This is a genomic window from Polyangiaceae bacterium (assembly GCA_016715885.1).
GTDB lineage: Bacteria > Myxococcota_A > Polyangia > Polyangiales > Polyangiaceae > Polyangium.
Map to the genome: position 1 here is coordinate 437,202 of JADJXL010000018.1, position 13,266 is coordinate 450,467.

The window sequence follows — 13,266 nt, forward strand, 5'->3', positions numbered from 1 at the left end:
AAGCATCGATGTCGTGCGCGCGGGATGCGGAGCTCGATGCGTTCATTGCGACGTTTCGTCGGGCATTCGGCGAGAATCTCGTGGCGGTGCTTCTGTATGGGTCGTGCTTGTCCGCAAGCATGAAGAAAGCATCGAGTTTTCGTGATTTTTTCGTCGTCGTCGACGATTATCGAACGGTGGCCAAAGGGGCTATCGACAGCATTGTGCTCCCCTGGTTGCCGCCGAACCTTCGTTACCAGATCATCGAGCATGCAGGGAGGCGAATCGACGCCAAATACCATCTGCTCACATTGCGAGAATTTCAAAACATGTCGAGCTCGACGGCGCCCGACCTTTACGTCATCGGCAGGATGAGCAAGAGGGTTGGAATCGTCCATGCACGCGACGAACATGCGCGCATGGCCATTCAGGAAGCTCTGGGAAATGCGTTTTTGGCCAATGCGCGGATCTCTCTGCCGCTCGTGACCGAGCCTGTCACGTTCGTCGAGCTGATCCATACGTTCTTGAAAACGAGTTACCTGAGCGAGCTGCGCCTGGAAACCAAGGCCAAAATAACGGAGATCCATGACTCCGAACGAGAGCACTACGATACGCTTTACGGGCTCTTGGTGGAATCTCTCGTCGAATCGGGCGACTTGACCATGGCCGGCGGTCTATATTCGCGCAGGGCCTCGGGGCCGTGGTCGCGTCGCACGGCGAAGTGGTATCTCACGAAGAGCAAGATACGACATATGGCCCGTTTTCCGAAAATGATTCGCGACATGGACAATTGGATGGAACAACTCGCGGGCAAATACGAACGTACGGTCGGCAAGCCTGCGCCATTGACGGATTTCGACAAGCGCCACAAGCTGCTCACGATGGTGAAGTTTTTTTACCGAATGAAAATCAAAAAAGAATCGTGATCGCATAGCGCTGTGCGGGCCTGGGCGCGAGCCGAGCGAGGGGCGAGAAAAAGCGGTGAGGAGAGCGGGACCTCCACGCACGCTGCGGGTCTGCTTGCGTGTGCAGGATCGGGGCAGATTCGAGGGTCAGGCTTTGGTGAGAATGTCTTTGAGCCAGTTCTTCAGATTCGCTTCGTAAATGCTGGCATATTGAACTTTGTCGTCAGGAACGTTGAGGGTCACGTCGACGCCATGGTTACGCACCGTCGCCGTTCCCGTGATGCCCGCCGATTGGCCGGACCCGGTGATCGTCGCGACGTTGTCGGTCCATGTATCTCGCAAGCCCATCTTGTCGGTCAGGGCATCGATTCCTTTGTCGACGCGGCGTTTGGCTTCCATCCTGCCCAATTCGTGTGGTTCCGTGACTGAAAACGATACGGCCATGTTCGTGTTCTCCTGAGCATGTTTATGGTTCCCCATGAACCCGGAGGGTCGATGGTAATGTAGACGTTCTGCGATGGGAAGTGAATTCGATCCGGGAAGTGCGAGGTTGCGGCGCCGGGGCACTGAACCACGGCGATCAGGATCCATGAATTCGGAGCTTACGGCATGTGCCTCGAAAAATCGGCACAGCGCTCAAGACCATATCACTGCCCACGCACCTCGCGTTCGATTGTCTCGCATTTCTTGACGTCGTAAGGTTTGCCTTCGTCGCAAAGGATGAGCTGCTCGGAGCAGCACGAGCTGCAAATCAATCCCTGCTGCCGCTGGTGGCACCCCACATCGCACGGATCTATGTCCCTCAAACACTTTTCGGATACCTTGTGTGGTGGCCCTTCAGATTCCTTTTTGGGCTTGAATGGTCCGCAGCCTGGGCGCAGCGCGAAGATGAGACCAAACGCCAGAAATGCAGTTCGTCGTTGCGTCATGGATCGTCTTTGTCGTTACACCTGCCAGTAGAGCACGCACTGCGTCGTACTACAACCGTTTGACACGCTCGTTGGCACGCCGGGAAAGTGCCAGCCTCTTTTCTCGGCACCTCGCACACGCGCTGCGCCACGTGCCGCCACGTTGCTTGCCATTGCCCACGCCGCTGCGGACCGCCGCGACACGCTGCTTGCACGTCGTCGGTGCTATGCGCGCTGCCCAGACACGTCACGTGCCTCGCGACCACGACGATGCGCGAGGACAAGCAACGTTTCTCGACGCTCCCCACGCTGCAACATCGACACCGGAAACGTTGCGGCACCGTTGTCCATGGCGATGCTTGGCCCTCGGATACGTTGCCGGACGCGCCCCACGAAAAAAACGCCGACACGGCACGTCGGCATGCTTGACGAGCGTACATCTTTCGGCTCTGCTGTATCGCCGATACCAGAACCCCAGGAGGCGATTTCCATGGCGGCTCTCCCGACGATGCGCACGCCCATCGAGCGATGCGAAGAAAAAAGCCTACATACGCAGGGGATGTTGTCCAAGTTCAGCGATGTCCCAGCACTCGTGGGACTCGAAACGATCCTTGCGAAGGCAACCAACGGGCTGCTCGCGAAGCAGTTGGAATTGATCGCCAAACGCAAGGCATTGATTGTGCTGCGTATCGAAGTGGCGATTTGCGATCGCATTTCCGATCAGGTGGTGCGCGCGTGCCTGAAGCGCGCCCAGATCGAAGACGGGGAGGCAGGAGGGCGAATTGCCACGACGCTCTTTCCGAATGGATCGACGCCGATCATCAAGCCCGTGGGGAGCACGCAAGTCGACGAAATGCGGCAGCTCGAAGGACGCTACGACAACGTCACGAGCATTTATTCCGCGGCAATCGATGACAAGAACAAGGTCGCCACGGAGCGGTCGCGTTACGAGACGGCGCTCGGAGCACGCAAAAACGGTATCGAGCAGGTCACGCAAGCGCGGGCTGCACGCGATCTCGCGAAAGAAGAATTCCTCGACGTGTTCGCCGAAGTCGCCGCTCGCATTCAAGCCGCATTCCCGCGTGACAAGAAAACGCAGGACTTGTTTTTCCTGAAAGACAAGGCCGCCCGCGATGAAGGCGATGAGGAGGAATCGTCAGGCGAGGGCGAATGATGCACCGGTGAAGCCTTCGAGTGGCCGGCGGCGATGTGAGGCAATCGTCTGGCGGCCGCCATCCGGCGCCATGGTGGCCGCCAGGTGCGGACACGTAAAATCGTCACATGACGCGGGCTCATCCGAGCGTTGTATTGCGTATAGTCGACCAGGTGAGGCAGATCCTACGCGGGCTGCTAGCGACGCCATGCGCTGCGGACGTCGTCGGGGATAGTGGCGTGTTCGTAAAGGTCGCTGTTCGGTCCAAGATTTGCGCGACCCCATTGGATCAGCGAATTGATGTCGGCCGGACGCGTGCAACGCAGCACCTCGGCCCAGGCTCGATCGAACGCGAGGTACTTGAAAAGCGACCTTAGCCCAGAGAGCGGGTACACCCCGGCACTGTCCCACTGGTAGTCAGCGTAGGCGATCGCATCCCAGTCCGACAAGGGCTCTTGCTCGGCCGCCTCGATCCGATCTTCGATCGTATCGACTTCGCTCCGGAAACGCGCGGCGATCTCGATGAGCTTTCGCGCAGTGTCTCCAGAGATGCCATGAGACATGAGCGTCCTCGGATCTTCCTCCCCCATGCGGAAGAGCAGGATGCTCCAGGTACAGTGCCACGGTGCCTCTTTGTTCGCTGCGAGCACGGGCCCTGTCAGCCAGGCTGCAACGCGCTCGGTGTCTTCCGTCCCCGCCGTCTCGGTGAGCGTGCGAAAACAGGTCTTGGCGAGTTCTTCGACGGGAGCCGTTTCATCAAGTTCGTCGGGCGAGTTGGGGTCGGCGGCCCATCTTGCGCGGTTCGCGGCGTTAATGGCGTATTGGACACGCAGCGCATCACGCACCGCAGATTTGACTGCTTCGCCGTTTTCGAGGGTGAGTCCGACGTCCGGCCAGAAGCGCTCGAACTGGTCGAGGCTCAACCATAGACTGCCTTTGAGCCAGGTCCAGCGCTCATTCTCATCACGTAGACTCAAAGGGAAATCGATCATGGACTGCCTCCATAGCATCGAACAAATCGAGATGCAGCCAGCCTCTCACTTGGCACGCTTTCCATCCTTTGGGATGTTGACGGCAGGGGGTACGGCCATTGACCAGGTCGGAGTGGGTGCGGGCTCCAGGGGTTTGCCCGGGCCGAGCTCTGGTTTCTGTGCCGCATATTGTCGGGCATTGCGCGGCAAAGTATGGCCTTTCTCTTCGCACTTTCGGTCGGTCCAATTTATCAGCTCGTCAATGAGCTCCTTCTGACCTTTTCCATATTCGGCGAAGTGATTCTTCACTTTGTCGATCAGTTCACCGTCGGGCTTCCTGCCCCACTTCCCCTTGTTCTCGGCAATTTCGCGCCAGCGCTCCGCGATACCCTTGCGGCCCTGAGGGAAGCCCCCCTTCGGCGTCTCCTTCCGTTCTGCGTTGATGATATCATTGATCCTAGCGGCAATCTTGTCGCACTTTGGATCCGGCGGCGCCTGCGGCTGGGGCTGCGGGCTCGGTGCAGGCGGTGCAACCGGCTTCGTGTTCGTGATTTGCCCCTGCTGCCGTTGCAGGATCTCCTGCGGCGATAACCTGCGGACTTCTTCGTATTCCTCGGGGCTCGTATACGGCCGCCGCGTGATCGGGTTCAGCTCATCCGCCCAAGCCGGCGCCGTTTTACGCGGCAGGAGGAATATTGTGACACCGATTCCGACGCCCACGATAGGGGGCCGAGCGGGATAGTGACGTAGTACGGGTTGCGGAACCCTCCGGGCTCGCCAGGGGGCTGCGCGCCTTGGGGCGGCAGGATCCGACGGATGCCCGACTCCTCCAGCCAATTGGGGAGCCGCTCTGCGGGCGCGGGTTGAGCGAAAAACGTCCGCGCTCCCAGCGCTGCGGTCACGGGGGTCGCCACGTCCGCCACGGGCCATAATGTCGTTCGGAGCGCCTCGACCATGCACGCCTCGGTCGCGCGATCGCCGAGTGTCGACTGCTTCACGTAAGCCGAAACCGCTTGGCCGTCGTCCGTGACATACACGTTGAAGTTCATCGTGTAGCTGACGGCTCCCAGGCGCGCGGCGCTGTCACTCGGGCAGCTCGCGAGTTGCTTTGCGACGGGCTGGGGAACACGCATGCCGCCCGAAGCGGGTTTGTACACCGACAACTCCAACGAAGCCTTGGGAAGCGGCGACTGTTGCGGTTCTTGCGACGGCAACCACGACACGCGCGCCGGACACTGAAGCTGATCGTACGGCGCTGGCAAATACCGGGGACTGCTCGGATCCGCGTTGGGATCATACTCGAATACCGTGCGTGCCGTGGCCGCCACCCGATCGACGATCTCCGGGTGATAATTCGAGATGGGGTTGTTGTTTTCGTCGTAAATCCATTCGGTGGCATCCTGCTCGATGTCCGGCACCAACAGACAAACCGAACGGCGATCGAGATGCGGATACTTGGCCGCAATGGTTGTGGCACATCCCATGTTGGCAAGCGCCACGAACCCCACCACCGGCACGAGCGTTTGGCCCATCGTACGTGGCAGCCTCAACATGGAAAAGCTCTCCGCAAAAGCACGTGGGTCAGAGGTCGTCTGCTTGGTTGAGCACACCCCGAAAAGAGGCCGAGGGGAGTCCATGCCCGCCAAACAACGATAAAGAATGCAAAACATTGGCGCGACTCAATGACGTCATGCGCGTTCGTCCCTTCAAGCGTTCTCGAGGCAAGCCCCCGCTAGCAATGTATTTGTCGGACAACCCGACCACGGGCAGGTATGCACCTTACGAAAATGCCGGTCAAGCAAACGTTTACGCACGTCGGACGGGAATTGTCCTATGTAGGCCACTGCTCAGATCCCCTTATCTTGGACCCAAAAGTGCCCGTCGTGTTTGCGAAGGGATCAGGCGCACGCCGTGGACAGGCGAAAGCATGGGCGGCAGTCGAAGATGCGAAGGGGCACACGTGCGCGTGTGGATGTGGGGGCAGGATACGCGTGACGGCAAGGCAGTTCAAGACGGGAGTGCCGAAGTGCTTGCGGGCGCATCATTTGGGAGTTTGAGTTGAGCGGTTGACGGTCGCGTATCGGGCGCCGAGTCACAAGAGCGCCGCTGGGGCAGCTCTCGCTTCAGTTTTCGAAGATGCGTCGGGCGTGAAGGGGGGCGCATCTTGCGTGAGCTAGCGCTCGTATTGGCTGGCGTCGAGGTATACGTGTGTTCGCGGGTCAAGAAAAATCAGCGTGAACGAACACGGAAGAGCGCCCCGCGAAGAAGCCTAGTATCTAGACGCGTGCGAGGGCAAAAATCCCCGCGGATGACGCATGCGCTGTAGACGCGTCAATGCCGGAATTTCGAGGCTATTTTTCCTAGGCACGTGGAGGGGTTGGTATCTGATTCAATCGAAATCGCCCCGATAGAATCGTAAATGCATCAATCATAGCGCTCCCCCTTGTCTTCCCAGCCGACTACAACATTATCCTCTAATTTGACACGCAGCCGATAGCGATTCTTACCAATCCTATGGTACTTGTATGTGTATTTGATCTTTCTTGCTGTTTGCTGCTCGGCGATGTCATCGGGTGCTCCGAGCGATTCCACCAACATTTCTGCCGTTGCTCCCAACCAGATTTCGCCGTTCACAATCCGCTGTGCATTACAGGCTCCAAATCGGCTGACGAGCTGTTGCAGTCGTGCGAGTCGTTCTTCCTCTTTTTTTGCTTGGTACTTCTGGAAAATATTTGTGATGAACTTAAACACAGACTCGAACTCCTGGATTGGCACGTGAAGATTCTTGTCTCATCTTCACGGGTACAAAGCACGTTTGGGCAGCCCGCAATTGGATTGAGTCCAATTCAGGATCAGCTAAGCGAATCCATGTTTCTCGTTGCTCGCAATAGGGCAACGTGAACGACGCTTGGAACCGTTACCCTATAGGCTGGACCTGCAAGAGAACCGCCAACCCAAAGGGCATTCAATGCCCAACCAATAGGGCCGATCGCCAAGCTGAGGCCCCGCGTGAGGGACGCATTCGTCACAAACGACAATCCCTGCCCAAGCACAGTCTTGGCAACGGCGTTCGCAACAACGACAGCAACCTGATAAGTCGCAAATCCCCCAGCTCGAAGGCCAAACTGCAATGCTGCAACAACGGCGGGACCGCTATAGCTATCTGTCGTCATACCGAGGGAGTCGACAAGATTGCGCCGATCGGCTTCGTCCATACTCGCAACCGAGTCTGTTAATACCTTCATGAGTAAGTCGGATTCAATTGCTTCAATTGGCGCTTTGGAATGATAGTTGGCGCTCATTTTATCACAAACTTCGCAGAGAATCTCACGATACAACACCCCCTCGCCTCCGCGAAAAAGTGTTGTCACGGAATTGGCGCCAAATGTCTGCAACTCGGCTGCGATAAGCTGCCAATACATACTATGGCAAGGGGCGTATCGCTGATACTCTTGCGACTTGGTCAAGGTCTCGTTGCGGCGCGGACTGCCATCTTTAGATTTCGTCAGGTATACGACCAGCGGGTGTAGCTCTACGTCAGTGCAGTTACGCAGGAACTCAAGGTCGGGATCGTTTCGGTAGGTTGCCATCACTCCGTTTGTCACACGGCATTCTGGCGCTGTCAACGCTGATGGCTATGGAGCTTGACGCTCGCCATGGTCGCGTTTTCGCGTTCTACCAGCTGCGCGGCCAGTCTCCCCTGCTTAGGCCAAGCAACCCCCTCCGGTGTGCTGCATGGTCCGCTGTGCCACGACACACTCGACGCGATCGACACACCGACGAACGCCCGCGCCCTACTCGCAACGCGTGGCGCTCCGCTACTCGCATGCGAGCATCCCTTGCGGTGCACGGCGCAGCCCATGGGGCGCGCTCAAAGCTCGGCGCGGTTGCCGAACATACTCGACGGATCCGTTTGCGTCACGCGCGCAGTGCGATCAAGTTCGGTTCTACGAATCGTGCGACGGCCGCGACAAATGAAGGCGATCGTGCATCGTCGTGCACGCGCGAGACGTGCGCCCCTAGCATCGTGTCGAGTAAGGTCGGCTCGTCGAGCGATGCACAGGACGTGACGAACCAAGGGCGATCGAGTAGCGTCGTGCACGCTCGACACGTGCGCGTGGTATCAACCCGAACCGGTTCGGCTCAACGAACGACGCGACGAACGCAGCAAACGAAGGGCAAGCGTGCATCGTCCTAGCAGCACGACGTCACGGCGCAAGCGCGCGTTGCTACTCACGTTCGTCGATGAAGTAGCCCCGACCCATTTTATACGGCAACATCTCTAGCCCGATCCCGTCGCGTGGCTTCCAACCTTGTGGCAACATGGACTCATAAACGACGCGTATCATTGCCGCGGCATCGAGAAATGCCTGGATCCAGTCATCCCCGACCCCATAACGAATGGGCGCGGTGTCTTTTGCGTCGAAAGCGAAGCCGCATCTCCATCGCCCGTCCGTCATTTGCTGAGGCATGAACACGAATACCGGGCGCTCTTGCTCGACACCAGTTCGATCGGGAAATGGCGCCGTCGACTCCGAAAGTATTTCAAGATTGCCAGGGTTTTTCTCAGTCGGAGGTATCGCCTCAGCGGTCCAAGTATCGGGTCTTTTGCGCAATGCGGGCAAACCGCAATTGAAGCTTTCCTTTCCCTGACCATCGATCCAACGGATGTTGTTCGCTATCGGCATGCCCCCCACGAAAAGACGAACCCACCATGCTGCGAGAATGGACGTGATCGTTTCGAGAACGTCATCCCCACGAATGAACATTTCCCATGTGATTGGTGCGCCAAAGCGCAAGCCAAGTTTCCAAGTACCGTCCTGCTCAATGCGCTTGAGAAGCGTCATGGTCACGTCTTTCATGACGCCATGATCATCGACGTAGTTGAGCGTCCTGGTCGCGAGAATTGCCATCAGTAGTCGGGTTTCTTGGGGGGATTATGCGGAATTTTCTTGAGACATTCCACGTATTTCCGCCAGCAATCGTCATAGCATTTTTGTCCCTGCTTCGAGCGACCGCACCAATCGCGGCAGTATGCTTCCATTGTATCGCATTCTTGGCGCCGACGCTCTTTTTCCTCCGGACTCATGTCTTGTAGTCGCACGACATCCGCTTGCAACGCCCCACCTTGACTCGATGCACTTGGTTCGTCATGGCGCACCTGCGCAATACCCGAAAGCATGCCGAACGTGCCGAAGAGTAGAAATCCGCAAATTCCCAGAAGCTTCCTTCGCATAACGTTCCTCCCTACGAACGGCATGATTTTCGATAACGCCGCTCGCTAAGCTACCAGGCTCGTGTTCGAACTTGCAAGCGCCTATGGCGAAAAATGTGGAATTTCGGTGTTGCATCGTCTGCCCAGGCTCGCCCAATCCCGACGCAGCGTATCCCTTCCCACAGCCTGAAGACGACGCGTTTTCGCTGCTGGCTGAACGCGCAGGCCGTCGTCGAAATTCCTCGACCTACGGACACACCGATGCCTCGGCGCCGGCCAACGCGAGCGCAAGCTCAGCAGCACGCCGGGAAAGTGCCAGCCTCTTTTCTCGGCACCTCGCACACGCGCTGCGCCACGTGCCGCCACGTTGCTTGCCATTGCCCACGCCGCTGCAGACCGCCACGACACGCTGCTTGCACGTCGTCGGCGCCGTGCGCGCTGCCCAGACACGTCACGTGCCTCGCGACCACGACGATGCGCGAGGACAAGCAACGTTTCTCGACGCTCCCCACGCTGCAACATCGACACCGGAAACGTTGCGGCACCGTTGTCCATGGCGATGCTTGGCCCTCGGATACGTTGCCGGACGCGCCCCACGAAAAAAACGCCGACACGGCACGTCGGCATGCTTGACGAGCGTACATCTTTCGGCTCTGCTGTATCGCCGATACCAGAACCCAGGAGGCGATTTCCATGGCGGCTCTCCCGACGATGCGCACGCCCATCGAGCGATGCGAAGAAAAAAGCCTACATACGCAGGGGATGTTGTCCAAGTTCAGCGATGTCCCAGCACTCGTGGGACTCGAAACGATCCTCGCGAAGGCAACCAACGGGCTGCTCGCGAAGCAGTTGGAATTGATCGCCAAACGCAAGGCATTGATTGTGCTGCGTATCGAAGTGGCGATTTGCGATCGCATTTCCGATCAGGTGGTGCGCGCGTGCCTGAAGCGAGCCCAGATCGAAGACGGCGAGGCAGGAGGGCGCATCGCCACGACGCTCTTTCCGAATGGATCGACGCCGATCATCAAGCCCGTGGGGAGCACGCAAGTCGACGAAATGCGGCAGCTCGAAGGACGCTATGACAACGTCACGAGCATTTATCCCGCGGCAATCGATGACAAGAACAAGGTAGCCACGGAGCGCTCGCGTTACGAGACGGCGCTCGGAGCACGCAAGAGCGGTATCGAGCAGGTGACGCAAGCGCTCGCCGCACGGGATCTTGCGAAAGAAGAATTCCTCGACGTGTTCGCCGAAGTCGCCGCTCGCATTCAAGCCGCATTCCCGCGTGACAAGAAAACACAAGACTTGTTTTTCCTGAAAGACAAGGCCGCCCGTGATGAAGGCGATGAGGAGGAATCGTCAGGCGAGGGCGAATGATGCACCGGTGAAGCCTTCGAGCGGCCGGCGATCTTCCGCGTCATTGCTCGAGGCTCAGCACCCGACGATTCGAATGTGCTTCCCCTCGTATTCGACCTCCCGCACGAAAAGCTTGTCCTGCCAGGAAAGCGTCTCGCGCAGGTCGAACAATACCAGCCAGCCTTCTCCAAGCCCGAGACGGTCGAGGTACGCGGCGAGCTGTTCCAGGCCTTCAGCTTCGGTCTCCGTGTCACGTCGAAGCTTGACTTCGATGGCATGACGTTCCTCTTTCCAGCATATCAGCAAATCGAGCGCCCCGCGGCCCAGCCCATATTCACGCTCGATGCGTCCGCCCCCATTGACGACACGTTGCAAGAACGCCATCAGCATCAAATGCGGTCCCGATTCGCGATACCCGAACCCCTCGGCCGCGAGATGCCCATCCTTACGCCAAAACTTCTGCCAATCCGCCATGAGCTTCGCCGCGTCGAGCGAGCCGCTCTTGCGGACGTAACTGCGCCGTGGCACGATTTGCCCCTGTCGGATGTACGTAAGTGTCCGAGGAATCACTTCGCGGTAGATCGGGTTTGCAATCTCGATCTGTCCACCAATTCGCCGAATCAAACCCGTTCCCATTACATAAGCGAAATCGTCATCAAGCACATCCGCACCTGTCTGATGCCCCACGAGCATCGGATCAATGATCTTGCGCACGCGTTCCTCACGCAACTTCGACACGAGCGAATCAATGTGACTCCGCCGCTCGAGGATGATGGTCTCTTTCGCCGCATCCACGTGCGCTGCCGTAATCGCAATGCTTCTGTCTCTCACGTCCCGTCGCACGATTTGGTCCGCTATCGCGTTCGTCAGCCACGGGTGGCCTTGACCCAATTCGTAGATTTTTGCCACGGCCTCGGGGTGAAATACCTGACCCGTCTTCGCAGTATGCTGATCGAGCAGCTCACCCACCTCGGACTCCGTAAACGACGTTATCGTCGTCGATGCTGCGGTGATGTTGAATGGCGACGTCGTACCGAGCCATGTAAGCGGACGCCGATCTTCCTCCTGCAATGCATAATCTCGTACCCGACGCTGGCCCACCAGCACGACGCTCGCCGGAAACGGAGATCTGCTCCGGTCGATGTATCCATCGCGCAATTGGGTCAAAAACGACACCATCGCCTCGCCCACCAATCCGTCCGCTTCATCGAAAAGAATCACCCACGGGCGTTCGTCCTGACCCGCAAGAAACTCGAGATACCCACCCACTGCACTCTTCGGGTCACGCAGCAGTGCATCAATGTCCGGCCGAGGAACGTCGGGGTGCGTCCGAGCGCAAACTTTGTCGAGTTTTCCCAATAGCGTACGGAACGCTTGGGCAGGATCGGGCTCTTCGCGCGCCGTCTGGGTGTCCACCCAGAGCGCGCGCCATGCGCCCGTTGCATTGAGGTGCTCCTCGATCCACATCAGGCTCGTGGTCTTGCCCGTTTGCCGTCCGGCCGTCAGCGTAAAATACTTGTGTTCCTCGATGAGCTCGAGAACATCTACAAGACGCCGCTCGGGCGGCAACATGTAGTGCTCACCCGGGATGCACGGACCGGCGATGTTGAACGATGGCCTCATGGGCGTTCACGTTACTGCATCGACGTGCGTTTGTCACTTCGCTCGTCGATGTCCTGGAACTTTCATCATCGATTCTTCGCATCGCCCGCCGAGGTTCATGCAGGTCGACGTAATCCTTTCGCCGGTGTCCGCCCCTCAATGCATCACCACCTCCTCCGGCGCGTCGATGCTGCATACCTCCTCCTTCGTTTCGCCCCGAATCATGATCGCTCGCCCATCATGCTCGATCATGTAATGGTGCCCTTCATCCGTGATGAAATGGTACGCACGCACCTGCTCCCCCTCGAATGCGTGACGCGGATCAATGGTGGTCAGCCCTTCGAGCTCCTGGCCCGCTTCTTTGCATAGTGCGCGAATGAACCGCAAGTACCGAGGCTCGTCCGCCAATGCCTTGGCTATCCGCTTCGCTCGGTCGGGCAATGCCGCACCCCTTCGCCGAGCTTCCTCGCGCATGTCGTCTTCCGATTGCATCACGTACAATTGCGGATGCTTGCGCAGCCACGCCGCGTGCAATTCCGCAATGTCTTCGTTATCACCCGCCTTGTCGATGGCCTCGTTCACGGCATCCCAATCGACCGGCTCTTCGACTTCCTCTTCGTCCTCGTCGTGAAAATAGCCGCCGTCCAAATACGCTTCGAGCTTTTCCTTGCCGACGGCTTCCACGAGCTTGGCGCCTTTTTCAAATGCTTTCAGGTAACGCTTGGCGCCCATCGCCTTCAATCCTTCACGAATGTATCCAATGATGGCCTCGTCCCAGCGCGTGTTGTAGACGAATTGCGAAAAGCCCCCGTTCTCGTATTCGACCAGGAAATAATCGACGTGATAACTGCGCAATGCATCCTGCGATACCTCTTCGCGCTTCAAATGTTCCTCGAAGAGCATGTCCACGAACATGATGTTCGACGCGACGATTTCGCTTGGGTCGGCATCCTCGCCAAGCGTCGAAGCCAGGACGACGATGGAGTCTTTGGTGAGTGTTTGGCGAGGCGGAGTATTCATGGGCAAACCATACTCGTGTTTTGGTACGGAGCGCTAGTTTTTTTGATGCACTGCGGCCCTCGCGCGACAAAACTCCCTTGCTCACACGTGAAAAACCTCGTATGACCGCTCGGAAGCGTCGCCCAACACGACCTTGCCGGAGCGATCGATGAAACGA

The 13,266-nt window shown here is 58.2% G+C and carries 14 protein-coding genes; 3 read left to right on the forward strand and 11 right to left on the reverse strand.

The window, feature by feature from the left end; translation table 11 throughout:
- The first annotated feature begins 8 nt into the window (after positions 1-8).
- Positions 9-905, forward strand: a complete 897-nt coding sequence (locus IPM54_22890; GenBank protein MBK9262638.1) for a hypothetical protein — start codon at positions 9-11, stop codon at positions 903-905.
- Positions 906-1,031: 126 nt separating this feature from the next.
- On the opposite strand, the gene IPM54_22895 is transcribed toward IPM54_22890, so the two are convergent.
- On the reverse strand, positions 1,032-1,328 hold the full coding sequence (locus tag IPM54_22895; protein MBK9262639.1) for a polyhydroxyalkanoic acid system family protein: 297 nt from the start codon (positions 1,326-1,328) through the stop codon (positions 1,032-1,034).
- Positions 1,329-1,531: 203 nt separating this feature from the next.
- The gene (locus IPM54_22900; protein ID MBK9262640.1) at positions 1,532-1,813 is read right to left on the reverse strand and encodes a hypothetical protein; all 282 of its coding nucleotides are present in this window, start codon (positions 1,811-1,813) and stop codon (positions 1,532-1,534) included.
- A gap of 469 nt (positions 1,814-2,282) precedes the next feature.
- On the opposite strand from IPM54_22900, the gene IPM54_22905 reads away from it, so the two are divergent.
- Positions 2,283-2,966: a hypothetical protein gene (locus tag IPM54_22905; protein ID MBK9262641.1), complete on the forward strand. Its 684-nt coding sequence runs from the start codon at positions 2,283-2,285 to the stop codon at positions 2,964-2,966.
- Between the two features lie 176 nt (positions 2,967-3,142).
- Here IPM54_22905 and IPM54_22910 read toward each other — a convergent pair whose 3' ends face one another.
- The 7 genes from IPM54_22910 to IPM54_22940 form a co-directional block, all read right to left on the reverse strand.
- Positions 3,143-3,937, reverse strand: a complete 795-nt coding sequence (locus IPM54_22910) for a hypothetical protein (GenBank protein MBK9262642.1) — start codon at positions 3,935-3,937, stop codon at positions 3,143-3,145.
- Positions 3,938-3,982: 45 nt separating this feature from the next.
- Complete coding sequence (locus IPM54_22915) at positions 3,983-4,636, reverse strand: hypothetical protein (GenBank protein ID MBK9262643.1); 654 nt, start codon at positions 4,634-4,636, stop codon at positions 3,983-3,985.
- Positions 4,564-5,469: a hypothetical protein gene (locus tag IPM54_22920; GenBank protein MBK9262644.1), complete on the reverse strand. Its 906-nt coding sequence runs from the start codon at positions 5,467-5,469 to the stop codon at positions 4,564-4,566. The genes IPM54_22915 and IPM54_22920 overlap by 73 nt, the downstream gene beginning before the upstream one ends.
- 871 nt (positions 5,470-6,340) lie before the next feature.
- Positions 6,341-6,691, reverse strand: coding sequence for a hypothetical protein (locus IPM54_22925; GenBank protein ID MBK9262645.1), 351 nt, complete (start codon positions 6,689-6,691; stop codon positions 6,341-6,343).
- 77 nt (positions 6,692-6,768) lie between these two features.
- Positions 6,769-7,506 (reverse strand): DUF3944 domain-containing protein, encoded by a 738-nt coding sequence (locus IPM54_22930; protein ID MBK9262646.1) that lies wholly within the window; start codon positions 7,504-7,506, stop codon positions 6,769-6,771.
- 639 nt (positions 7,507-8,145) lie between these two features.
- Complete coding sequence (locus IPM54_22935) at positions 8,146-8,829, reverse strand: hypothetical protein (GenBank protein ID MBK9262647.1); 684 nt, start codon at positions 8,827-8,829, stop codon at positions 8,146-8,148.
- On the reverse strand, positions 8,829-9,152 hold the full coding sequence (locus IPM54_22940; GenBank protein ID MBK9262648.1) for a hypothetical protein: 324 nt from the start codon (positions 9,150-9,152) through the stop codon (positions 8,829-8,831). Before IPM54_22940 ends, IPM54_22935 begins: the two co-directional genes overlap by 1 nt.
- A gap of 672 nt (positions 9,153-9,824) precedes the next feature.
- Between IPM54_22940 and IPM54_22945 the strand changes: the two genes are divergently transcribed.
- Complete coding sequence (locus IPM54_22945; protein MBK9262649.1) at positions 9,825-10,508, forward strand: hypothetical protein; 684 nt, start codon at positions 9,825-9,827, stop codon at positions 10,506-10,508.
- A gap of 54 nt (positions 10,509-10,562) precedes the next feature.
- Here the strand turns inward: IPM54_22945 and IPM54_22950 are convergent, their stop codons facing one another.
- Positions 10,563-12,110, reverse strand: a complete 1,548-nt coding sequence (locus IPM54_22950) for an ATP-binding protein (protein ID MBK9262650.1) — start codon at positions 12,108-12,110, stop codon at positions 10,563-10,565.
- A gap of 135 nt (positions 12,111-12,245) precedes the next feature.
- Positions 12,246-13,109: a DUF4375 domain-containing protein gene (locus IPM54_22955; protein ID MBK9262651.1), complete on the reverse strand. Its 864-nt coding sequence runs from the start codon at positions 13,107-13,109 to the stop codon at positions 12,246-12,248.
- Between the last annotated feature and the right edge of the window lie 157 nt (positions 13,110-13,266).

Bases quoted from the DNA above. Each gene is read 5' to 3' on its own strand.
- IPM54_22890 (MBK9262638.1), top strand. From the start codon at position 9: ATGTCGTGCGCGCGGGATGCGGAGCTCGATGCGTTCATTGCGACGTTT.
- IPM54_22895 (MBK9262639.1), bottom strand. From the start codon at position 1,328: ATGGCCGTATCGTTTTCAGTCACGGAACCACACGAATTGGGCAGGATG.
- IPM54_22900 (MBK9262640.1), bottom strand. From the start codon at position 1,813: ATGACGCAACGACGAACTGCATTTCTGGCGTTTGGTCTCATCTTCGCG.
- IPM54_22905 (MBK9262641.1), top strand. From the start codon at position 2,283: ATGGCGGCTCTCCCGACGATGCGCACGCCCATCGAGCGATGCGAAGAA.
- IPM54_22910 (MBK9262642.1), bottom strand. From the start codon at position 3,937: ATGATCGATTTCCCTTTGAGTCTACGTGATGAGAATGAGCGCTGGACC.
- IPM54_22920 (MBK9262644.1), bottom strand. From the start codon at position 5,469: ATGTTGAGGCTGCCACGTACGATGGGCCAAACGCTCGTGCCGGTGGTG.
- IPM54_22930 (MBK9262646.1), bottom strand. From the start codon at position 7,506: ATGGCAACCTACCGAAACGATCCCGACCTTGAGTTCCTGCGTAACTGC.
- IPM54_22935 (MBK9262647.1), bottom strand. From the start codon at position 8,829: ATGGCAATTCTCGCGACCAGGACGCTCAACTACGTCGATGATCATGGC.
- IPM54_22940 (MBK9262648.1), bottom strand. From the start codon at position 9,152: ATGCGAAGGAAGCTTCTGGGAATTTGCGGATTTCTACTCTTCGGCACG.
- IPM54_22945 (MBK9262649.1), top strand. From the start codon at position 9,825: ATGGCGGCTCTCCCGACGATGCGCACGCCCATCGAGCGATGCGAAGAA.
- IPM54_22950 (MBK9262650.1), bottom strand. From the start codon at position 12,110: ATGAGGCCATCGTTCAACATCGCCGGTCCGTGCATCCCGGGTGAGCAC.
- IPM54_22955 (MBK9262651.1), bottom strand. From the start codon at position 13,109: ATGAATACTCCGCCTCGCCAAACACTCACCAAAGACTCCATCGTCGTC.